This is a genomic window from Paracoccus sp. SM22M-07 (assembly GCF_001887735.1).
In the GTDB taxonomy this organism is placed as follows: Bacteria; Pseudomonadota; Alphaproteobacteria; order Rhodobacterales; family Rhodobacteraceae; genus Paracoccus.
Genome location: NZ_JPKW01000016.1, coordinates 15,158 through 35,793 on the forward strand (window position 1 = coordinate 15,158; position 20,636 = coordinate 35,793).

At 62.6% G+C, this 20,636-nt stretch carries 18 protein-coding genes and 1 pseudogene; 10 read left to right on the forward strand and 9 right to left on the reverse strand.

The features are described 5' to 3' along the window. The first annotated feature begins 7 nt into the window (after nucleotides 1–7). The 9 genes from IE00_RS16975 (at nucleotide 8) to IE00_RS17015 (ending at nucleotide 10,903) form a co-directional block, all read left to right on the forward strand. Nucleotides 8–982: a tripartite tricarboxylate transporter substrate binding protein gene (locus IE00_RS16975; RefSeq protein ID WP_072298383.1), complete on the forward strand. Its 975-nt coding sequence runs from the start codon at nucleotides 8–10 to the stop codon at nucleotides 980–982. Nucleotides 983–1,059: 77 nt separating this feature from the next. Continuing rightward, entirely contained in the window at nucleotides 1,060–2,052 is a 993-nt protein-coding gene (locus IE00_RS16980; RefSeq protein ID WP_072298384.1) for a tripartite tricarboxylate transporter substrate binding protein, read from the forward strand. A 57-nt stretch (nucleotides 2,053–2,109) separates the two neighbouring features. After that, nucleotides 2,110–2,604, forward strand: coding sequence for a tripartite tricarboxylate transporter TctB family protein (locus IE00_RS16985; protein WP_072298385.1), 495 nt, complete (start codon nucleotides 2,110–2,112; stop codon nucleotides 2,602–2,604). A gap of 8 nt (nucleotides 2,605–2,612) precedes the next feature. Beyond that, nucleotides 2,613–4,103, forward strand: a complete 1,491-nt coding sequence (locus tag IE00_RS16990) for a tripartite tricarboxylate transporter permease (protein ID WP_072298386.1) — start codon at nucleotides 2,613–2,615, stop codon at nucleotides 4,101–4,103. Between the two features lie 191 nt (nucleotides 4,104–4,294). Then, nucleotides 4,295–5,293, forward strand: coding sequence for a tripartite tricarboxylate transporter substrate binding protein (locus IE00_RS16995; protein WP_072298387.1), 999 nt, complete (start codon nucleotides 4,295–4,297; stop codon nucleotides 5,291–5,293). Between the two features lie 62 nt (nucleotides 5,294–5,355). Next, nucleotides 5,356–6,549 carry a CaiB/BaiF CoA-transferase family protein gene (locus tag IE00_RS17000; protein ID WP_072298388.1) on the forward strand — a complete coding sequence of 398 codons (1,194 nt, stop codon included), beginning with the start codon at nucleotides 5,356–5,358 and terminating at the stop codon, nucleotides 6,547–6,549. Then, the gene (locus IE00_RS17005; protein ID WP_072298389.1) at nucleotides 6,546–7,910 is read left to right on the forward strand and encodes an MmgE/PrpD family protein; all 1,365 of its coding nucleotides are present in this window, start codon (nucleotides 6,546–6,548) and stop codon (nucleotides 7,908–7,910) included. Before IE00_RS17000 ends, IE00_RS17005 begins: the two co-directional genes overlap by 4 nt. Nucleotides 7,911–8,042: 132 nt before the next feature. After that, the gene (locus IE00_RS17010; RefSeq protein ID WP_072298390.1) at nucleotides 8,043–8,831 is read left to right on the forward strand and encodes an enoyl-CoA hydratase/isomerase family protein; all 789 of its coding nucleotides are present in this window, start codon (nucleotides 8,043–8,045) and stop codon (nucleotides 8,829–8,831) included. Nucleotides 8,832–8,839: 8 nt separating this feature from the next. Beyond that, nucleotides 8,840–10,903 carry an acetate--CoA ligase family protein gene (locus IE00_RS17015; RefSeq protein ID WP_072298391.1) on the forward strand — a complete coding sequence of 688 codons (2,064 nt, stop codon included), beginning with the start codon at nucleotides 8,840–8,842 and terminating at the stop codon, nucleotides 10,901–10,903. Nucleotides 10,904–10,993: 90 nt separating this feature from the next. Here IE00_RS17015 and IE00_RS17020 read toward each other — a convergent pair whose 3' ends face one another. The 8 genes from IE00_RS17020 to gcvA all read right to left on the reverse strand — a co-directional run bounded on the left by IE00_RS17020 (nucleotide 10,994) and on the right by gcvA (nucleotide 18,625). Beyond that, nucleotides 10,994–12,190: a CaiB/BaiF CoA-transferase family protein gene (locus IE00_RS17020; protein WP_072298392.1), complete on the reverse strand. Its 1,197-nt coding sequence runs from the start codon at nucleotides 12,188–12,190 to the stop codon at nucleotides 10,994–10,996. Further along, nucleotides 12,187–13,026, reverse strand: a complete 840-nt coding sequence (locus IE00_RS17025) for an amidohydrolase (protein ID WP_240493977.1) — start codon at nucleotides 13,024–13,026, stop codon at nucleotides 12,187–12,189. Before IE00_RS17025 ends, IE00_RS17020 begins: the two co-directional genes overlap by 4 nt. A gap of 68 nt (nucleotides 13,027–13,094) precedes the next feature. After that, the gene (locus IE00_RS17030; RefSeq protein ID WP_072298394.1) at nucleotides 13,095–13,733 is read right to left on the reverse strand and encodes a glutathione S-transferase family protein; all 639 of its coding nucleotides are present in this window, start codon (nucleotides 13,731–13,733) and stop codon (nucleotides 13,095–13,097) included. 4 nt (nucleotides 13,734–13,737) lie between these two features. Continuing rightward, entirely contained in the window at nucleotides 13,738–15,045 is a 1,308-nt protein-coding gene (locus IE00_RS17035) for a TRAP transporter large permease (protein WP_072298395.1), read from the reverse strand. Continuing rightward, nucleotides 15,042–15,569: a TRAP transporter small permease subunit gene (locus IE00_RS17040; protein WP_072298396.1), complete on the reverse strand. Its 528-nt coding sequence runs from the start codon at nucleotides 15,567–15,569 to the stop codon at nucleotides 15,042–15,044. The genes IE00_RS17035 and IE00_RS17040 overlap by 4 nt, the downstream gene beginning before the upstream one ends. A 65-nt stretch (nucleotides 15,570–15,634) precedes the next feature. Next, nucleotides 15,635–16,639 carry a TRAP transporter substrate-binding protein DctP gene (dctP, locus tag IE00_RS17045; protein WP_072298397.1) on the reverse strand — a complete coding sequence of 335 codons (1,005 nt, stop codon included), beginning with the start codon at nucleotides 16,637–16,639 and terminating at the stop codon, nucleotides 15,635–15,637. A 112-nt stretch (nucleotides 16,640–16,751) separates the two neighbouring features. Continuing rightward, nucleotides 16,752–17,723: a LysR family transcriptional regulator gene (locus tag IE00_RS17050; RefSeq protein WP_072298398.1), complete on the reverse strand. Its 972-nt coding sequence runs from the start codon at nucleotides 17,721–17,723 to the stop codon at nucleotides 16,752–16,754. 14 nt (nucleotides 17,724–17,737) lie between these two features. Beyond that, a complete protein-coding gene (gene gcvA, locus IE00_RS17055) occupies nucleotides 17,738–18,625 on the reverse strand; it encodes a transcriptional regulator GcvA (RefSeq protein ID WP_072298399.1) in 888 nt (295 codons plus the stop codon). A 273-nt stretch (nucleotides 18,626–18,898) separates the two neighbouring features. Between gcvA and IE00_RS17060 the strand changes: the two genes are divergently transcribed. Continuing rightward, nucleotides 18,899–19,336, forward strand: coding sequence for an acyl-CoA thioesterase (locus IE00_RS17060; RefSeq protein WP_083554490.1), 438 nt, complete (start codon nucleotides 18,899–18,901; stop codon nucleotides 19,334–19,336). Between the two features lie 329 nt (nucleotides 19,337–19,665). On the opposite strand, the pseudogene IE00_RS17065 reads toward IE00_RS17060, so the two are convergent. Then, nucleotides 19,666–20,569: pseudogene (locus tag IE00_RS17065) on the reverse strand (IS110 family transposase). Between the last annotated feature and the right edge of the window lie 67 nt (nucleotides 20,570–20,636).

The following is a 20,636-nucleotide window of genomic DNA, read 5'->3' on the forward strand; positions in this document are numbered from 1 at the left end:
GGAAAAAATGATCAAATCAAGATTCGGCGCCATTCTTTGCGCGGCTCTGATGGCCGCCCCGGCTATTGCCCAAGATGCAGCTGACTTTCCCTCGAAACCGATCGAGTTCGTGGTCCAGAACGCGCCTGGCGGGGCATCCGACATCTTTGCCCGGACATTGGCACGTTCGGCCGAGCCGATCCTGGGTCAGCCGCTGGTCGTCGTGAACCGCGCAGGCGGCGGTGGCGCGGCGCAGATGGCGGCCGTGAAATCCGCAGCGCCCGACGGCTATACGATTGGCGTGAACACGCTGAGCCATTTCACCGCGATGCTGACCAATCTGAATGGCGTCTTCGCGCCGGAGGATTTCAGCTGGATCGCAATGGTTCAGCAGGATGCTCATGTCCTGTTCGTTCGCGAGGACAGCCCCTATCAGACTTTTGCCGAGTTGGTCGAGGCAAAGGCTGCAGAAGGCACCCCGATCACTGCCGGCGGCTACGGAGCCGTCGGCTCGATCGCCAATATCGCGACCAAGCTAGTCGTGGATGCGGCTGATGCCCAGATGGATTGGGTCGGCTACGACGCCTCGACCGAGGCGATCACCGGGCTACTGGGTGGTCATGTCGAACTGGCTGTGGCCAATCCCGGCGTCGTCGCCGAGTTTGCCGAAGCAGGTCGCGTGCGAATTCTTGGCGTTCTGGCCGAGGAGCGTTCATCGACCTTCCCGGACGTGCCGACCTTCGCCGAACAGGGCTATGACGCCGATGCAGGCTGGCAGCAGATCCGGGGCATCTACGGCCCCGCCGGTATCCCATTGGAGATCCGCCAGAAGCTGGCCGACAGCCTGATCGAGGCGATGCAGTCCGAGGAGTTCCAGCAATATCAGGAGCAGGCCGCAATCACCGGGACCGATCTTGGGCCCGAGGCCTATGCCGAGCGCGTTGATTCGCTGATCAATCTGGCCCGGAACGGGCTCAAGGCGACGGGCGTGCAGGCGCAGTAAGGCGCCTCTCGGCGGCTGCCGGACGCTGAACGCCGGGGCCGCTGAAAAACTTGAAATCCTGGATTATGGAGTGTCTCATGTCTTTGGCATGGTTGAAAAATTCTGTTCTCGGCTGCAGTATTGCGGCCTTCACGCTGGCCAGCCCTGTTTGGGCGCAGGAGGCCGCGACATGGCAGCCCGAGGGGCCGGTGAACCTGGTCCTGCATACCGGACCGGGCGGGGCCTCGGACATCTTCGCCCGCACACTGGCCCGCTCGCTCGAACCAATCATCGGCCAGCCGCTGGTGATCCAGAACGCGCAGGGCGGCGCCGGTGCCAAGCAGATGGCGGTGGTCGGCGCAGCCGAACCTGACGGCCTGACACTGGGCGTTAACACCATGAGTCATTTCACGGCGATGCAGACCAATCTCAAGGGCACATTTGCGCCGGAGGATTTCAGCTGGATCGCAATCTTCCAATTCGATCCGCATGTCGTGATGGCCACGCCTGAATCAGAGCTGACCTCGTTGACAGATCTGGTCGAGAAGGCCAAGGCATCCCCCGACGGACAGATCACCATCGGCGGTTACGGCGCGGCGGGTTCGGTCCAGCATCTGGCAGTATCCATGCTGGCCAAAGAGGCGGGCTTTACTGTGAACTGGGTTGGCTTCGACAGCACCCCGGAGGTCATTACGGCACTGCTGGGCGGCCATATCGATGCTGCCATTTCCAACCCCGGCCCGGCACTGCCGTTTTTCGAGTCCGACCGCGTGGTCGGTCTGGGCCTTCTTGCCAAGGATCGTCTTGAGTCTCTGCCCGAAGTCGAAACCTTCTCGGAGCAAGGATTTGACGTGAACCCGGACTGGCAGCAGCTTCGCGGCTTGTTCGGCCCCAAGGGAATGGATGAGAACCTGCAGGAGCAGATCGCTGCTGCCTTCCACGAGGCGCAGGCTACCGATGAATTCCGTGCGTTCGAGGCGCAGAATGGCGTCGTGGCCTCGGATGCCGGCCCCCAGGGATACCGCGATTACATCACCCAGATGAACGAAGTCGCGGCCGAGACCCTCAAGGATGTCGGTCTGGTCCAGTAAGATTTTTCGTGCGCTCCGGCCCCTCGGGCCGGAACGCTCGTGTGCGAGGAGGAAAAAATGAGCCAAAGCGAAGAGCCGACCGCCCCACTGGTCAAGCATGTGTTATTCCCATTGTTCTGGGCCGAAGTCGTCATCGGCGTTTTGTTGCTGGGAGCGATCGGGTTCTACTTGTCCGAGGCGCTGGCCTTGCCAGGCTCACTTAACCCTTCCGACGTTGGGGCCGGACGATTTCCAACCATCGCGGGCGGTGTGGCCTTCGCCGCAACGGTCGTGATGCTGATCGGTGCCTTTCTTCGCCGAAAGCGCACCCAGCCTGACGATCGGGTCTATGTCGGTCGCCCGCTTTGGGTTCTGATCTGTGCAGGCCTGCTGGTTGGGCAAGCCGAACTGTTCGAAGTCCTCGGCGCAGTTCCGGTCATCCTCATCTCCTCGGTCTTGATCATGCTGACCTGCGGCGAACGGCGACCACTGCATCTGATCCTGACACCGATCGCGATGACCGTCGTCATCTACAGCCTGTTCACCTATGCCCTTGGCATTCAACTTCCCTGAGGTCGCCCATGTTTGACGCTCTCCTTATCGGCTTTGGCACCTTCTCGGACCCCTATGTCTGGCTGGGCCTGATTGTCGGAGCCCTCGCGGGCTATCTGATCGGGGCAATCCCCGGCCTCGGACCCAGCCTGGGCGTGGCACTACTGATCCCCTTCACCTACGGCATGGATCCAGTGGTTGCCATCGTGATGCTTGTCGGTCTTTATGTCGCGGCCGAATATGGTGGCGCGATCACTGCCGTGTTGATCAATACCCCGGGCACGGCGGCTGCTGTCGCGACGGCTTGGGACGGCTATCCGTTGACGCAGCAAGGCAAGGCTGGCGTGGCATTGAACGTGTCCATCATTGGCTCGGGCATCGGGATCCTCGTTTCGGCTGTCCTGCTGGTGCTGACTGCCATTCCGCTTTCGGAGCTGGCGCTGCGTTTTGGCCCGGCCGAGTATTTTGCGCTGGCCCTTGTCGGGCTGAGCCTGGTGTCTGGCCTGTCCGACGGCTCGGCACTCAAGGGACTGATCGCGATGGGGCTGGGCCTGGCCTTCGCGACCGTCGGCCTTGATACGCAAACCGGCATCCCTCGCTTCACCTACAGCCCGGAATTCTTCGAGGGCCTGCCGCTGGTGCCTGTGCTGCTGGGGCTCTACGCACTCTCGGAAGTGTTGTTCATGATCGAGCAGGGTGCTTCGCAGAAGGTCAAGAACAGCAAGATCAGCGGGATCATGGCCGTGCCGATGTCGACCTATCTGGACATGAAATGGCACATCCTGCGCAGCGCCGTTCTGGGCTATGTCATCGGCGTCATTCCGGGTGCGGGTGCCTCGATCGCGTCTTTCGTTTCCTATGCCGTCGCCAAGAAGACCTCGAAATCTCCCGAAACCTTCGGCAAGGGTAATATTGAAGGTGTCGCCGCATCCGAGACCGCGAACAACGCCGCCGTTTCAGGCGCGATGGCGCCGCTGCTGGCCCTCGGCATTCCGGGGTCGGCCACGACGGCCGTTCTGATCGGCGCGCTGATGATCCAGGGCATCCAGCCTGGGCCGCTGCTGTTCACCAAGAACCCGGAAATCCCTTATTCGATCTTCGCCTCGCTGTTCATCGGCGTGCCGGTGATGATCGTGATCGGCCTAGCGGGCGCGAAGATCTGGGCGCAGGTCGCCAACATCCCGCGCCCGGCGATCGCGGCCATTGTCGCCTCGATTTCGCTGATTGGCGCCTACGCCTCCGAGAACTCGATGTACCCGGTCTATGTGATGACAGCCTTTGGCGTCTTGGGATACGTCCTGCGCAAAGGCGGCATCCCACTGGCGCCCATCGTGCTGGCTTTGGTGCTGGGCGAGATGATCGAGACGAACTTCCGCAGGGCGATGGTGATCTCGCGCGGCAGCTATGACATCTTCTATACCCACCCGCTGACGGTGATCCTGCTGGCGATTGCGGTCCTGACCTTCCTCGTGCCCGCCATCGGCCTCCTGCGTCGCCGCAAACGCTCGCCGAGCGTCTGACAGGTTCCTCCCTGAGCGCATGACGGCCCCGCTTCGGCGGGGCCGTCTGCGTTCGAGGGCTACGCATGACGCTGACCCATGAATGATACGCGCTTGGCAAATCTTTCGTTTGTTCAAAGCGCGTACACGGTGGGGTCTAGTTTTGAAAGCCGGTCGGAGGAACCGGTATCGTCTTCAGAGGAGGAGAAGGCATGACGCTTTCCATCACGCGCCGGGCATTCGCGCTGTCGGTCGCCGCGCTTTCGTTTCTGGGCGCCGCGCCCATCCATGCGCAGGACGCTGGCACGGCGTGGAAACCCACCGGGCCCGTCAACATCCTGATGCACACCAAGCCGGGCGGCACCGCCGATATTTTCATCCGCACGCTGGCCGCAGAACTGGAGCCGATGATCGGCCAACCACTTGTGGTGCAGAACCTGCCCGGCGGCAGTGGCGCGCTCCAGATGACACAGGTCCGCAAGGCCGCGCCGGACGGGCAGACGCTGGCCATCAACACGCTGAGCCATTTCACCGGCATGCTGACCAACCTAAAGGGCGTTTTCGCACCCGAGGATTTCAGCTGGATCGCCGGCGCACAGGTCGATCCGATCCTGATGTTCGCACGCGAGGGTGATCCCATCAATTCGATCGACGCGCTGGTTGCACAGGCCAAGGAGCGTGGCGACGGGGTCATCAATATCGGCGGCTTCGGTCCGGTAGGCTCGATGCAGAACATCGGCATCAACATGTTCGAGAAATCCGCCGGCATTCGCCTGAACTGGGTGCCCTTCGAGGCGACCCCCGACATCATGACCGCGCTTTTGGGCGGGCATGTCGATATCGGCGTGTCGAACCTCGGCCCGACGTTGCCCTTCTTTGAATCCGGTCGCCTGACCTCGCTGGCAATCCTCGGCCCTGAGCGTCTGGAGAGCCTGCCCGACATTCCGACCGTCAACGAGGCGGGCTATCCGGTGAATACCGATTGGGTGCAGGTGCGCGGCATCTTCGGCCCCGAGGGCATGGACCCCGAGCTGCAGCAGCAGATCGCCGACGCCTTCCACGCCGCGATGAAGTCCGACAGCTATCAGGAATACGCGAAACGCACCGGGGTCGAGGATTCCGAGATGGGACCAGAAGCCTACTCTGCCTTCGTGACCGAGATCATGACCGTGGCCGAGGATAACCTTCGCGCCCAGAACGTGATCCAGTAACCTCAAGCGAACCCGCCGCCCAGGCTCGGTTCGCCGGGGCGCCGCCACCAAGGATAAGACGCATGACGACAGCATTCGAAGGCCTGAAGGTCATCGACACAACCCATGTCCTAGCCGGGCCCTTTGCAAGTTATCAGATGGCAGTGCTCGGGGCTGAGGTTATCAAGGTCGAGGATCCGAACGATCCTGATCAGGCGCGGCTGCAAGGATCGGACCGGGCGCTGAACGATATGGGCATGGGCACCGCCTTCATGGCGCAGGCCGCTAACAAGAAGGCGGTCGCGCTGGACCTGAAGACCGAAGGTGGGCGCGAGGTGCTGCGCCGGATGATGCAAGGCGCGGATGTCTTCGTCGAGAACTATCGCCCCGGTGCCTTCGAGGCGCTTGGCCTCGGATACGAGGAAATGTCGGCGCTGAACCCGCGGCTCATCTACTGCTCGATCTCGGCCTTCGGGGCCAATGGCCCCAAGCGCGAGCTGACCGGATATGACAACGTGCTGCAGGCCTATTCGGGCATGATGGCGATGACGGGCTTTGATGACGGCAAGCCGCTGAAATCGGGCGCGCCCGTGGTCGATTATGCGACCGGCACCACGGCGGCCTATGCCATTGCGGCCGCTCTCTTCCAGCGCGAGCGGAATGGCGGTAAGGGGCAGTTCATCGATATCTCGATGCTGGATGTGGCGCTGATCCTGTGTTCTTCTCATCTGACCGGTTTCACCTGGAACGGTGCGCATCCCAAGCAGAAGGCGAACCGTTTTCCCTTCGCCACGCTTGGAATGTATCGGGCGCAGGATACGGACCTGATGATTGCCGCGTCGAACCTGCGTCAGCAGCGGCGGCTGTGGACGGCGCTTGGCCGCGAGGATCTAGTCAAGACCGACAATAACCAGCGGCTAGATGCCTACGAAGAAGAATCCGCGATCCTTGCGGGCATCATTGAAACCATGCCCGCCGCCTATTGGGAAGATTTCTTCAACAAGCGCAGCATCCCCGCCGCGCGTATCCGTCGGATGGAGGAGGCGCTTGCCGATCCGCAGGTCGCCGCCCGCCGCGTGATCCAGCAGATCGACGATCCGACAAGCCCGGTTGATGGCATCAGGGTGCCCGTTGCTGGCTTTGACATGTCCGCCAGCCACCCTGCCGTCAGCACGCCGCCGCAACCCGTGGGCGCACAAACCGACGAGGTCCTGCTCGGGCTTGGTTTCGGGGCGGAGGATCTGGAGAGAATGCGCGCCGAAGGGGCCATCGCATGAGCGGCCTGCAGGCGGACGGCGTGCTTGCCGAACTTGCCGGGTCGGCAGGGCAGTGGCGCACACGCGCGCTGACCCCGGACCTGTCGCAGGCCGCGCGCAATGCGGTGCTGGACTGGTTCGCTACGACGCTGCCGGGCTGTGTTCTGCCGCCCGCGACGATCCTTGCCACAGCCCTGTCATCCGAAGCGGGCCCGGGTGGCGCGATCTGCTATGTGGACGGGCGCAGGATGGCACCCCGGACCGCCGCGCTGATCAACGCGACGGCCAGCCACATCGTCGAGTTCGACGACATCTTTCGCGACGGCGGCTATCATCCCGGCAGCCCGACGATTTCGGCGGCGCTGGCGCTGGCCCAGCATCGCGGCGCTTCGCTCGAGGAGTTCCACCGCGCTGTGATTGGCGGATATGAGCTTGGCTGCCGCCTGTCGCTGGCCGTTCAGCCCAGCCATTATCGCTTCTGGCATACGACCGCGACGATTGGCACCATGGGTGCTGCGGCGGCCTCTGCGCTGCTGCTGGGCTGCGATGACGAGGCGATCGCAGCGGCGGTCGCGCTGGCCTCCAGCTTTGCCGGCGGCCATCAGCAGAACCTTCAGGGCGAGGGGATGGCCAAAGCCATCCATCCGGGCCACGGCGCCGAGGCTGGAATGCTGGCCGCCTATGCCGCCGCCAGCGGTGCGACAGCCTCGCCCGATGCGCTGTCGGGAAAGGCGGGCTATGCCGCCGCCACCAGCGACGGGACCGGCAACTGGGACGCCGCGCTGGAGGGGATCGGGACATGGACCCCCATTACCGGGGTGACGGTCAAGAACCATGGTTGCTGCGGGCATATCTTTCCGGCGCTGGACGGGCTGCGCGTGATGCGCGCCGAACACGGCTTCGACCCGGATCAGATCGCGGCGATTCATGTGCAGGGTTACGGCGCAACCAAGTCGATGTGCGACAACCCTGATCCGGGGTCGGCCCAGCAGGCGCGATTCAGCCTGCAATATTGTCTGGCTGCCGATATGATCCTTGGTGGTGTCCGGCTCGCCGCCTTCGCCCCCGAGGCATTGGTCGATTCACGCCTGCGCCGGATCATGCCACGCATCACCCTCTCTGAGGATGCCGAACTGGCGGCTGCCTATCCGCGCCGCCGCATGGCGCGGCTGAGGGTCGAACTGACCGACGGGCGCGTGTTGAACCATTTCCAGCAGACCCGCAAAGGCGATCCCGAAAACCCCCTGTCCCCCGCCGAACGGGTCGCGAAGTTCGATGAACTGGCCGCCGAAGTGCTGTCGGATGCCGATACGCGCACGCTGCGTGATGCCGTTCTTCGGGGCGACAGACTGCCGGATGCAGCCCCGCTGATCCGAGCCTGATTTTTTGTTGGTCAAGCTGTCCGGGATGATCGGTTGAGAGCGGAGGAAGCATTCTTCATCTGGATAGCATGGCCGGGACCGTCTTCGGAGGAGCGACAGCGGCCCGTTGATTTTTGAGGAGAGGAGCCGCCCATGAGCGCCGCTGAATTCATCACCGTATCCAACAAGAACGGTATCGCCACCATCACCCTGAATCGTCCCGATCTGCGCAACGCCATCAACGACCAGATGCGCGCCGAACTGATCGAGGCCTTCAACGAGGCCGGTGCCGACAAGGAGGTGCGCGGTATCATCCTGACGGGCGCTGGCAAGGGCTTCTGCTCGGGTGGAGACATTGGCGGGATGCGTGCGCGCCTGGATGCACCGGCGGGCGAGGTCGCCTTCAACGGCTGGAAGCGCCAACAGAGCACCCATCGCGGCGTCGCGGCCATTCACGGCATCTCGAAGCCGGTGATCGCCGCCGTCAACGGCGCGGCCTTCGGGCTGGGCCTGGACATGGCGCTGGCCTGCGATTTCATCATCGCCGCCGAGGGCGCGAAGATGTCGATGAGCTTCGTCAAGCGCGGCCTCGTCTCGGACGGGGGCGGCATGTACTTCCTGCCGCGCCGCGTCGGGCTGGCCAAAGCGAAGGAGCTGATCCTGACTGCCAAGGTCGTCGAGACGGAGGAGGCGCTGCGGATCGGCATGATCGACCGCGTCGCCACACCAGAGGCCCTGCTGGAGCAGGCTCAGGCCTGGGCCGAAGAGCTGACCATCGGGTCGCCCGCCGCCATCGCGCTGACCAAGGAGATCATCGACCGCACCTTCGAAAGCACGGATGAGCAGGTCTTCTCGATGGGCCGCAAGGCGCAGGCGATCTGTTATACCACGGCCGAACATCGCAAGTCGGTCGAAGACTTCCTGAACAAGACGTCGAAGTGAGGCCTGCCATGTCCGTGATCAACGCTATCCTGAACCCCAAGAGCGTCGTCGTCGTCGGGGCCTCGAACGATCCTGCCAAGCTGACCGGGCGTCCCATCGCCTATCTGCAGAAGCACGGCTATGCAGGCAACATCTATCCGATCAACCCCAAGTCGGACACGGTTGCCGGGCTGAAGGCCTATGCTGATCCGCGCCATCTGCCCGAGGCGCCCGATCTGGCGCTGGTCCTTCTGGGCGCGAACCGGGTCATCGACGCGGTGCGCCAGTTGGCCGAGGCAGGCTGCAAGGCTGCCGTCATCTTGGCCTCGGGCTTTGGCGAGCAGGGCGAGGAAGGCCGCGCCCGCCAAGCCCAGCTGCGCGCGGCGGCGGGCGAGATGCGCATCCTCGGGCCGAACACCATCGGCCTCGTGAACCTGAGCGACCGTATCATCCTGACCGCATCGGGCGCGATGGAGAGTGAGGAGTTCACGGACGGCCCCATCGCGCTTCTCTCGCAGAGCGGAGGCATCATGGGATCGCTTCTGTCGCGGGCGGCGGGACGCGGGATCGGCTTTTCAAAGCTGATCGCCACCGGTAACGAATGCGATTTGGAGGTTTCGGATTTCCTTGAAGCGCTGGCCGACGATCCGGCGACGAATGTCGTTGCGATGTATCTGGAAACGATCCGTAACGTCGACGCCTTCCGGCGCGCAGCTGAAAAAGTACGCGCTGCCGGCAAGCGGATCGTCGTTTACAAGGTCGGTCGTTCGGAATCCGGGGCGCAGTCGGCGGTTTCGCATACCGGTGCGCTGGCCGGGGCCGACGAGGTCTATGACGCGCTCTTCGCACAACTGGGCATCATCCGCGCCGAGACCTTCGCCGATTTGCTGGACATTCCCGCAGCATTGGCTGCCGGACGCATGATGGCCGGCAAGCGCGTAGCCATCGTCACCTCTACCGGCGGCGCCGCAACCGTCGTGGCCGACAATATCGGCCTGTCGGATCTGGAAATGCCCGCACCCGACGCCGATACGGCCGCCAAGCTGCTGGCGCTGGACCTCAAGGAAGCGGTTCTGGACCGCAATCCCATCGATGTGACGCTGGCGGGCTTGCGTCCCGACCTCTTCCGTTCGATCCTGAAGATCCTTGCTGAAAGCTCCTGCTATGACGCGATCGTCGTGGTGGTCGGCTCGTCCTCGATCGGTCAGCCCGAACTGGTCGCGGGTCCGGTGATGGAGGCGATGGCCCTGACCGACAAGCCGCTGATTTCCTATGTCTCGCCAGAGGCACCGGGCATCGTCCGACACCTGAACCGCAATGGCATTGCGGCCTATCAGGCGCCGGAAAGCTGTGCATCGGCACTGATGGCGCTGCAGCCGGTCAAGGCCCTGTCCGCCGCCGCTAAGATGCCGACGGCCGTCGAGACGTCCGACCTACCCTCTGGTGCCTTGAACGAGGCCGATGCCAAGGCGCTGTTCCGCCGCTTCGGCGTGCCCATCACGCGCGAGGCGTCGGGTGCGACACCGGCCGAGGCCGCGAAGGCGGCGGCGGACTTCGACGGTCCTGTGGTCATCAAGATCCTCTCGAACGAGATCCTGCACAAGACCGAGGTCGGCGGCGTCGCGGTGGGCGTGAATCCGAATGACGTGGAGGCCGCCTGCACCCAGATGCTGGAGCGCGTGCGCGCAAAGACCGAGGCCAAGATCGACGGCTTCCTGATCCAAGAGCTGATCTCGGGCGGGGTTGAGATGATCCTTGGTTACAACCGCGATCCGCAGCTGGGGGCCTATGTGCTGCTGGGCGCAGGCGGCGTCACCACCGAGCTTTATCAGGACGTGACGCTGCGCCTGCTGCCGCTTGACCGGCCCACGGCGCGAGGCATGATCGACAGCCTCAAATGCTCGGCTCTGCTGACCGGTTTCCGCGGTCAGCCGGCAGGTGATGTCGAAGCATTGACCGATGCCGTTCTGGCCTTCGCCGAAATGGCGGGCGCGCTGGAAGGCCGCTTGACCGAGGCCGAGATCAACCCCGTCTTCGTACTCCCGCAAGGGCAGGGCGTGCGAGCAGCTGACGGATTGATGGTTCTATCCTGAGCGATCACCGCATGACATGAAGAAGGCGGGGTATTATGCCCCGCCTTCTTGATTTTGGCTCTTCAAGTGCCTGCCAGGTTCGGGCCCAGTTTAGGACTGCAGGGCGGTACCTTCGTGCAGCAGCGCAGCGATGTCGTCCGGTGACAGCCCTGCCTCGGTCAAGATTTCGATCGTGTCCTCGCCCAAGTGTGGGGCAGGGCGGGCGAGGACAGGATTGCCGTCGGTCATCAGGAAGGGCGCAACAGGCGCGGCAAATGGCCGGCCCGAGCCCGGGACCCGTCCTGCGTCCTGAATGACCCCGCGCGATGCCAGTTGAGGATCGGCCAAAGCTTCCTGAAGAGTGCGCACCCGGGCCGCGGGTGCACGGTGTCCATTAAAAAAGATTGCCCAGTCATCGGCGCTGCGGGATTTCAGGATGTCCGTCAGCGCTCGGGCTTCTCCCTCGTGATCGGTAACACTGGCAGCGTGGTCTGGTTTGACCATGTCCGGCCGTCCGAGGGCCAGCCACATCCGACGCTGCTGCCGGTGGTTCGAGGCGCCTAACATCAGCAGGCCGTCCTGCGTGGCATAGGTGCCCATGCAGGCCGTCGGAAAGCGGTTACCCTGCAGCCCGGGGTTTGCGCCGCCCGCCGTGAGCGCAGCGATCGGCGCGGACATCAGCATCAGCGCTGCATCCATCATCGCCAGATCAACATGAGCACCCGCACCCGTCGCCGTCCGCCTGAAGAGGGCTGAAGCGATGGCAAAGGCCGCCATGTAGCCGGTCGCGTAATCCACGACCGGCGCGCCCGCGCGCAAAGGACCGCTTTCTGGAGTTCCCGTCATGGACATCAAGCCCGACATGGCCTGAAACACGTTGTCATAACCGGTCTCGCCACCGCGCGGGCCTTCCTGCCCGAAAGCCGAGATCGAGCAGTAGACAATCCTTGGGTTCAGCGTGGCGATGTCATCGTAACCCAACCCGAGTGCCGCTAGCGATCCGGGTCGAAAATTCTGCACGAAGACATCGGCGCCTTCGATGAGACGGCGCAGCGTGTCTCGTCCCTCGGAGTGTTTGAGGTTCAGCGCGACCGATCGCTTGTTGCCGCCTTGCGCCAGAAACGCTGTGCCCATCGCCATGGCGTTCAAGTTCGGATCGCTGCCCTGCAGGCGCGATTGATCGGGATCGCTCGGATTGTCTATACGGATGACATCCGCGCCCATCACGCCCAGTTGATAGGCGGCGAAAGGACCGGCCAAAACATGGGTAGCGTCGATAACGCGCAGTCCGGCGAATGGCTGGGTCATGTGTGCGTACCCTGACCGAAGCCATACAGCCGTTCGGGGTTTTCAACCAGCAGTGACTGCATGAGGGCCTCGGTCGGCGCGATCCGGGGCAGCAGGTCAAAGAGGTCGCCGTCATCGGGCGGGTCCGCGCGGAAATTCGGATGCGGCCAATCCGTGCCCCACAGGACGCGGTCCGGGAAACGCTGGACCACTTCGCGGGCATAGGGCACGGCGTCGGCGTAGGGGGGGTCCTGCCGCGAGGCGCGCTCGCTTCCCGACACCTTGCACCACAGGTGTTCGTAGTCCAGCAAACGCAGTAGCGCCTGGAACTCGGCCTGATCGCGCGGGCGCGATGCGTCGATGCGGCCAAAATGGTCTATGACGACCGGCACCGGCAGATCGGCCAGCCACGGCGTCATGGGCGCGATCAGACGGTCCTCCATATGGATCTGCAAATGCCATCCCAGATCGGCCAGCCGTGGCGCCAGCGCGCGCAGAGCATCACGATCGGCGCCCGGAGCAAGGTGGCTCATATAATTGAAGCGCAGGCCCCGGAAGCCTTGGTTGTCCAACGCCTTCAGCTGGGTCGCTCCGATATCGGCGGGTGCTAGTGCAATACCCAGATAGCGTCCGGGCCGCGCCGTGATGGCATCGGCAACAACACGATTGTCATGGCCATGACAGCCTGACTGGACGATCACGCAGCGCTCGATCCCCATCTGATCATGCAGGGCGAACAGAGCCTCCTTGGGGGCGTCAGCGGGCTTGAAGCCGCTGGCCGGATCATAGGGAAAGACGTCCTGCGGGCCAAAGATGTGACAATGGCAATCCGTCGCCCCCTTTGGCAGTGTTACCATCGTTTTGCGGGGATCGGGTTTCCAAGTCAGCGCGGCATCCGCCATTGCAGTGCCGGAGAGGGGAGGGGTCATGCGGCGTCCCTTTCGGTTTGCAGAAAGGCCGGGACCGTCCCGGCGAAAGAATGCAGCCATGCAACCAGTCGGGGATGATCTTCCCGCCACATCATGGGCTGGCGCCAGTCCAAGTAGCCAAGCGCGGCTGCCAGCCCGATCTGGACGAGGCCCGGGGCGGGTTCGGGTGGTGCGGCCTCGAACCGAGCCAACGTGCGGGCAATCTTATCGCGCTGATGATCCAGCCAGACTTCCGAAGCCTGGGCGGCATCGCGGAAGCGGCCTTCGTAGACCATCAGCAAAGCGGCTTCGGTTATGCCGTCCGCCAGCCGCGCGCCTGTCATGACGCGGGCCCGTGCCAGCGGGTCGGCGGGAATCAACCCGCCCTGCGCTACGGCGTCCAGCATCTCAATGATGACGCCACTGTCGTAGAACGCCTCGGGGCCGATGATCAGACAGGGGATCTTGCCCAAGGGGTTCTGGCTGCGCAGATCATCGTTCGGATCGCGCGTGTCAGCGGAGCGCAGGGTGGTACGCTCGGATAGGCCCAGAATGATGGCGGCCATGCGGACCTTACGCCCAAAGGGCGAGGTCGTGGTGGTCCGCAGCTCAACTGGCACGGAGGGGTTGTTCCAGAGATCGTTCAGTTCGGACATGGATCTACATCCTCGAGGGCAGGAACAGCGCCATCTGCGGGAACAGATAGAGCAGGAGCAGCATGACAAATCCGGCACCGACGAAGGGCAGAAGGCCGCGGAACACATCCTCGAGCTTCACGCGGCCCCCGGATGCCGCCTGCACGACGAAGCAGTTGATGCCGACCGGCGGCGTAACGGCCCCGATCTCGACCAAAAGAACGACGAAGATGCCGAACCAGATCGGGTCATATCCCAGTTCCATCATCACCGGATGGGTGATGGGTAGGGTGATTGCCAGCAGTGCGGGCGCGTCCATCATCATCCCAAGCGCAAGATAGATGATCGCGACCAGCACGACGATTACCCAGGGCGCGACGTCAAGGCCGATCAGGAACCCTCCCACCGTATTCGCGACGCCCGACAGCGCGAGGAACTTGGAGAACAGCAGCGCCGCGATCAGGATGGCGAAGATCATGGCCGAGGTACGGATCGTCTCGAGCAGGGTGTCGAGGATGCGCACGCCGCGAAATCCGCGATGGCGGATGATGGCCAGCAGGAAAGTCAGCGAGGCGCCGACGGCCCCGGCCTCAGTCGGGGTGAAAATGCCAACATAGAGGCCAGAGACGATGCAAATGATGATCAGCACCAGAGGCCCGGCCAGCTTCAGCGAGGCCAGCTTTTCGCGCATTGTGTAGCGGGTTGTATCGATCGGGGCCAGCGCAGGGTTGCGCCAGACGGTCAGCCAGATCGCGGCGCAAAGGATCAGCGCGAAGACGATGCCGGGGATGAAGCCCGCGATCAGCAGCGCGCCGATCGAGCTGTCGGTCAGAATGCCATAGACAACCATCAGTGCGGATGGCGGGATCATCACCGCCAGCGTACCCGCGATGGCGATGGAGGCCGAGGCAAGGCCCTTGTCATAACCGCGATCAAGCATCTCGGGCAGAGCGAGCTTGGTGAAGATTGTTGCCGTGCCGACGGACGATCCCGACGCCGCGCCGAAGGCTGCCGCCCCCACGGTAGTCGAGATAGCAAGCCCTCCGCGCATGCCCCCCATCCAGCGGCTGGTGGCCTCGAACAAATCCTCGCCAAGGCCCGCGCGCATGGCGAAAAACCCCATCAGTAGGAAGAGTGGGATGACCGAGAAATGGAAAGAATGCGTGGTCTCGAAGAAGACGGTCGACAGAAGCGCAGTCGAGGCCTTGAACCCCACGAGAGAGGCCAGTCCGAACGCGCCCACCAGTCCCAGCACGACCATCACATTGATGCCGATCAGGATTCCGCCGAAAAGACCGGCGGTGCCAATCAGGCCGATGACAAGACTGCTCATTCCAAGATCTCCTTAGAGTCGTTGGGATGGGGGTCCAGGCCGACGGCGGCGCAGACCGCATCGATCAGGAACTGCAACGACAGCAGCGCCATACCGAAGCAGACCGCGTATTTGATCGGCCAGACCGGATAGCGGATCGAGCCGCGCTCGACCTCGCCGATGGAGAGTGACTTGGCAGCGGCCAGCCATCCGGCCCACGCGGCCCATGCGAACAGTACCGCGCCTGCCAGCATTGCCAGCACCATCGCGGCGCGCGCCATCATGGGGCCAAGCCGGTCGGTGATCAGCGTCACCCGAATGTGCCCCCCGTGGTACTGCGTCAGCGCCAGCGAGAAGAAGATGATGATCGGCAGCGCGCCTTCGGTCAGTTCGAACGCGCCCGCGACAGGGCGGTTGAACAAATATCGCGCGACGACATTGACCGTGACCAGCAGCATGATCGCGAAGGTCACGATCCCCGCAATGATGCCGCATAGCGTCAGCAAGCGGCCATAGGCCGACCGGAACCGCAACAGGTTATCCATAATTCCGTTCCCTTTCGGAACCCTGCCCGGCAGGGACAGGGTGGGGGGATGTGCAGGCGAATTGCTTAAAACTGCAGCTTCTCGACGATTGCTTCGGCGGGAAGGCCCGCATCCTCGGCCTTCTGTACCCACTCTTCGCGTACGGCTTGCACGCCCGCATCCTCGATCAGCGGGGTCAGCTCGTCGGCGGGAAATTCGCTGACCGAAACGCCCAGATCACCAGCCCATGCCTCGCGGACGGTCTTTTCGTCCTCGGCCAGCATCTTGGAATATTCGACCATGTAATCCTTGCCCAGTTGGTCGATCACAGTCTTCGTCTCGTCGTCGAGACCGTTGTAGCTGTCGAGGTTCATGGCGAGGATATGGCCGAAGCCCGCGCCGAAAGGCACCTCGCTATAGTGCTTGGCGACCTCGTCATACTTGAAGCCGCGCGCCAGTGCCGGCCCGATGGGGGCGCAATCCACGATCGAGCGCTCCAACGCCTCATACGTATCCGAGGTGTTTAGCGGGACGGGCGTGCCACCCATGGCCTCGATCAGCGCCGGATAGGCGAAGCCGTATGACCGAATGCGTTTGCCTTTCAAATCGGCTAGGCCCGAGATCGGCTCCTTGCACAGCATCCCATAGGCCTCGAGCGCGCGGAAGGAAAAGGCGTGCAGGCTCTGGCTGGTTAGTTCCTCTTCGAACTGATGGTATTCGGCATGCCAATCGACCATAGCCTGCGCGACCTCGTCGGTGTTCATCGGCTGAGGAACGAAAAAGCCGACGGCGTTGTTCAGGGGAAACTGATCCGGGAAGTACGGGGTGACGATGTCACCCATGTCGCCAACGCCGCTGGCCAAAGCATCGGGCGTCTCGCCCACTGCCGCGACCGAGCCACCCCAGAACATTTCGATTTGGTGCTTGCCGCCCGTACGCTTTGCAAATTCCTCGATCAGCCATTTGAGGCTACGGGCATGGGCGTCGCCTGCACCTTCGGGTTTGTAGGTGATGTATGTGAATGTGTCTGCATGGGCCGCCGGCATCGACAGGCACGCCGCCAGCATCGCGACCGAAATCGTCGTTTTCATGATTGTTCCTCCGCTTCCCCCGGCTCCTCCCGAAGGTTCGATGCAGGATGCGGGCCCTGGACGCATAAGGCAAATGCCGTTTCCTTATCCTGCGATGCCGCATCGGCATGGCTTAGCGTAAGGACGCGGCTGCCGGATCATGCAGCGTGGCCCATATGCCGTCCCGCACGAAGGTCATGATGATATCGTGGATCGCGTCTTCGACGATGGCGACGGCTCGCTTGGGCCGCTGTTCGGCTCGTGTGGCAAGACACAGATCCCAACTGATCTGCGGCTCAACGATGGAGCGCGCCTCCAGCAGCCCGGCGCGGATTTCGGTCAGAACGCCGCCGTAGGTCATGACCGAATGCCCGAAGCCTGCCTTCACCAGCGCCTTGAGATGCCACATCCCGTCGACGCGCTGGATAATGTTCGGTTCCAAACCTTGAGCGCGGCAGGCACGGTCGAATACGATACGTAGGTAATTAGGTCGCGACGGCATGATAAGCGGCATGGTCGCCACCTCTGCCAAGGGATAGTGCGGCTGTGTCAGACGTCCGGGTGCAGAGATGACGGTAAGGTTTTCGACCAGCAGATCGCGGCGCAGGATGTCGCTGCGTTCGGGCGGGTCGCGCATCACTGCGATTGCGACATCTCCGGCAAGCAAGGCGCGTTCCAAGCTGCGGCTGAACCCTTCGATGAAGCGCAGCTCTATGTCGGGATAGAGTTGGCCGATCCGTTCTACCAGTGGGGGGATGACCAGTTCACCCGGCGTGGAAGGCATCCCGACGACGACCGTCCCCTTTGGCAGCGAGGAATGGGCACTGATATCGCGATAGCACTGCCCGAAGGTCGAAAAAATTACGTAGCAGTGGCGCAGCAGGATCGTTCCCGCTTCGGTCAGCTCGACGCCGCGTGCGAGGCGCACAAAGAGCGGAGTGCCCAGCTGCTGCTCCAGTGCCACGATCTGGCGGCTGACGGCAGGCTGCGCGATGCGCAAGCCGGCGGCTGCGCGTGTGAAGCTCTTCTCCTCTGCGACTGCGATGAAGTAGCGAAGCGCGCGGGTGTCGGGATGCCACTGGTCATCGGTCAGGCGGAAAGACATCGCGGGACTTTCATTCAGGCTTCGGCAGCCATCTGCTCCTTGATCCATGTCAGGAACTTCATCAGCGGCCCTGACGGAGAGACGTTGCGTGGCCAGGTGATGTAATAAGCCTCGCCTGTATTTAGAGTCAGATCGAAGGGCGCGACAAGCGATCCGTTCTGAAGCTGGCGTTGGACGAAAGGCTTCACGGCGATGGCCGTACCGATGTCCAACAGTGCAGCTTCGTAGGCAAGGGCGGAATTCTCGAAACGCAGCCCTGGGGCCGAATCCACTTTTGCCTTCGATTTGGCAATCCATGCAGCCCAATCTCCGGGGCGGGCCATTGAATGCAGCAGGCGGACCTTGGCCAGATCCTGCGGCATGCGCAGTTGGGCGTTGCTATGCAACAGAGGTGAGCAGACCGGTGTCAGCTCGATATCGACCAACTTCTCGGAATAGAGATCAGGCCAATCGCCACGCCCGGAGCGGATCGCTGCATCAAGGTTCTGCGCGTTGAAATCGACCGGTGCGGTGGATGAAGACAGCCGAACCTCGATCCGGGGATGGGAGTCGTGGAACTGGCCCAACCGCGGGATCAGCCAGCGTTGCGAAAAAGTCGTATAGGATTGGATCGACAGGATGTCTCGACGCCCGCGCCGCGACACCAGGCGCGCTGCCACGGCGATGTCCTGAAAGGCCTGCGTCACCCCTTCGTAAAGTTGCTGGCCTTCACGTGTCACTTCGATGCCGCGGTGCAGACGACGAAAAAGCGCAACATCAAGGTATTCTTCCAGAACACGGACCTGACGGCTGACCGCAACTTGGCTGACGTTTAATTCCTCGGCAGCAAGGGTCAGGCTACTAAGACGCGCCGCAGCTTCAAAAGCCTTCAGCGGGTTCAGCGGTGGCAATTGTTGTGTCATCTCGATCTCCGAACCTCGATCACGCTACTCAGATTAGACAAAAGAAGCCATCAGGATCTGACACGTTTCCATATATGATCGAGATTAGCGCCGTACCTACATGCCGGAGAGGATGGCGGTCTGCAACTTTGCACACGAACGCAGAATTTCTTAAAAGCCCAACCTCTACAGAAACATTGGCAAGATCTGGACATTCGAGCCATACAAATTCATCTTAAATTCGATCTTCTGCATGTCGGAGCCGATCGCAATTTCATCAAAGGACAGCGTTGAATGGGTAAAGAAGCGGAAGATATGCTTGCCCTTGCACGGCAGCGTGGATCACATGGCCGCCAGCAGCAAGAAGGGGTTTTGGTTATCCGTACCATCGCCATGCCAGCCGACACGAATCCAGCCGGGGATATATTTGGAGGTTGGCTGATGTCGCAAATGGATCTTGCTGCAGGTAATATGGCTGGCCGCGTCGCACAGGGGCACTGTGCAACGGTTGCAGTAGAAGGAATGCAGTTTCTTCATCCTGTGAAAGTCGGCGACGAAGTCACCCTTTATGCAACTTTGCGAAAAGCGGGGCGCACGTCCATGTGTATCCATATTGATGTATGGGCGCGCGATCGATATTCAAATAACGCCAAGTCTGTCACCGAAGCAGATTTCGTTTTCGTTGCACTAGATGATCAGGGTGCACCGCGCGCATTTTCAAATAGCACCTAGGCTCAGGACTTCGGTAACGGGGTCGTCTCAGTCAAGCCATTTCACGCATGCGCCGTCGTCCGCGAATTAGCGGTTTCAGGTTTGTTATGATCGTCGCACGTCTGGCACAGCCAACTTCGTCTGAGGTCACCTGGGTGCATGCTTCGGTCCGTGACAGACCACGCAGGCCGCCAACATGATGCTGGTTCAATGCAGGTCCGATGTGCCCATCTCATTGGCGTGCTCGATGTGGTTCGGCAACAGTCCTGACCACGACATCATCGGAACCGCGTCCCATGGGGACCTCGAAGGCCTGCGGTCAGGCAGGCGACGGTGAAGCGCTTGGCCGATCAGGCTGCTTGCGGAACCTCAATCTCGGATCGGAAGGTTGTGCCGTCAGTCCATATCCGGTGCAGGATCACGCTGATGCGCCGGGCAAGGGCGACCATGGCCCGTTTTGCGCCACGACGGCGCGCGACCTGCACTGCCCATGTTCTCAGCCACGTCGAGCGACCACGATGCATCATGACCGTCGCCGCCTGGCACAGCGCACGCCGCAGGTTGACGTCCCCTGCTTTGGTGATCCCGCCGGAGATGTCGCGTTCGCCTGACTGGTTGCGTGAAGGCGTGAGGCCGACCTATGGCCCGACCTTCTTCGACGACGTGAACCGCGAGGGGTCATCAACTGCGGAACGGTAGGTCAGCGCCACGACCGCGCCCACGCCCGGCATCGACATCAGACGGCGACAGACAGGGTCGTCTTGCGCCAACTGACGGACCCGGCGTTCCAATCCTGCAAGCTCCTGTCGAAGGGATGCCCGCGCTCGCAGCATCGGCTCGGTCGCGGCGAACAGCATCGGGTTGTCTACCGTCAGCTCTCGGATGCGGTGCTCGAACCTGCCGCGGGAGATCGCGCCGACCTTCAGCCCGAAGTTCCGCAGCAGTCCACGCAATGCCCTCGGCATCCCGTCGGTCCGTCTTGATCGGCATCGCCTTCAGGGCACCCTTCACCTGCCGGGTCTCCATCAGCACCACACTCAGGCCCGCCTCGGTCATGCCACGATGCAGCCATTGCGACAGGGGGCCGGCTTCGAGACCGACGACGGCGATGGTGCCCTCCAAGTCCCCAATCCAGCGCGCCAGCGCCTCCGGCTCGCTGGCCGCCTGCGCCTCCCTCACGATCTTCCCATGCTCGCTGATGACGCAGATCGCGGTCTTCTCCAGCGACACGTCCAGTCCGACAAACAGCTTCATTCCGCAGTCCTCCCGATGGATCCAATACGGGAATGGCGCCAGATTGCCCTCGGTTTGACAACGGTAA

What these genes read in the sequence shown, in the direction of transcription:
- IE00_RS16975 (WP_072298383.1), top strand. Translation starts at nt 8, where the DNA reads ATGATCAAATCAAGATTCGGCGCCATTCTTTGCGCGGCTCTGATGGCC.
- IE00_RS16980 (WP_072298384.1), top strand. Translation starts at nt 1,060, where the DNA reads ATGTCTTTGGCATGGTTGAAAAATTCTGTTCTCGGCTGCAGTATTGCG.
- IE00_RS16985 (WP_072298385.1), top strand. Translation starts at nt 2,110, where the DNA reads ATGAGCCAAAGCGAAGAGCCGACCGCCCCACTGGTCAAGCATGTGTTA.
- IE00_RS16990 (WP_072298386.1), top strand. Translation starts at nt 2,613, where the DNA reads ATGTTTGACGCTCTCCTTATCGGCTTTGGCACCTTCTCGGACCCCTAT.
- IE00_RS16995 (WP_072298387.1), top strand. Translation starts at nt 4,295, where the DNA reads ATGACGCTTTCCATCACGCGCCGGGCATTCGCGCTGTCGGTCGCCGCG.
- IE00_RS17000 (WP_072298388.1), top strand. Translation starts at nt 5,356, where the DNA reads ATGACGACAGCATTCGAAGGCCTGAAGGTCATCGACACAACCCATGTC.
- IE00_RS17005 (WP_072298389.1), top strand. Translation starts at nt 6,546, where the DNA reads ATGAGCGGCCTGCAGGCGGACGGCGTGCTTGCCGAACTTGCCGGGTCG.
- IE00_RS17010 (WP_072298390.1), top strand. Translation starts at nt 8,043, where the DNA reads ATGAGCGCCGCTGAATTCATCACCGTATCCAACAAGAACGGTATCGCC.
- IE00_RS17015 (WP_072298391.1), top strand. Translation starts at nt 8,840, where the DNA reads ATGTCCGTGATCAACGCTATCCTGAACCCCAAGAGCGTCGTCGTCGTC.
- IE00_RS17020 (WP_072298392.1), bottom strand. Translation starts at nt 12,190, where the DNA reads ATGACCCAGCCATTCGCCGGACTGCGCGTTATCGACGCTACCCATGTT.
- IE00_RS17025 (WP_240493977.1), bottom strand. Translation starts at nt 13,026, where the DNA reads ATGGTAACACTGCCAAAGGGGGCGACGGATTGCCATTGTCACATCTTT.
- IE00_RS17030 (WP_072298394.1), bottom strand. Translation starts at nt 13,733, where the DNA reads ATGTCCGAACTGAACGATCTCTGGAACAACCCCTCCGTGCCAGTTGAG.
- IE00_RS17035 (WP_072298395.1), bottom strand. Translation starts at nt 15,045, where the DNA reads ATGAGCAGTCTTGTCATCGGCCTGATTGGCACCGCCGGTCTTTTCGGC.
- IE00_RS17040 (WP_072298396.1), bottom strand. Translation starts at nt 15,569, where the DNA reads ATGGATAACCTGTTGCGGTTCCGGTCGGCCTATGGCCGCTTGCTGACG.
- dctP (WP_072298397.1), bottom strand. Translation starts at nt 16,639, where the DNA reads ATGAAAACGACGATTTCGGTCGCGATGCTGGCGGCGTGCCTGTCGATG.
- IE00_RS17050 (WP_072298398.1), bottom strand. Translation starts at nt 17,723, where the DNA reads ATGTCTTTCCGCCTGACCGATGACCAGTGGCATCCCGACACCCGCGCG.
- gcvA (WP_072298399.1), bottom strand. Translation starts at nt 18,625, where the DNA reads ATGACACAACAATTGCCACCGCTGAACCCGCTGAAGGCTTTTGAAGCT.
- IE00_RS17060 (WP_083554490.1), top strand. Translation starts at nt 18,899, where the DNA reads ATGGGTAAAGAAGCGGAAGATATGCTTGCCCTTGCACGGCAGCGTGGA.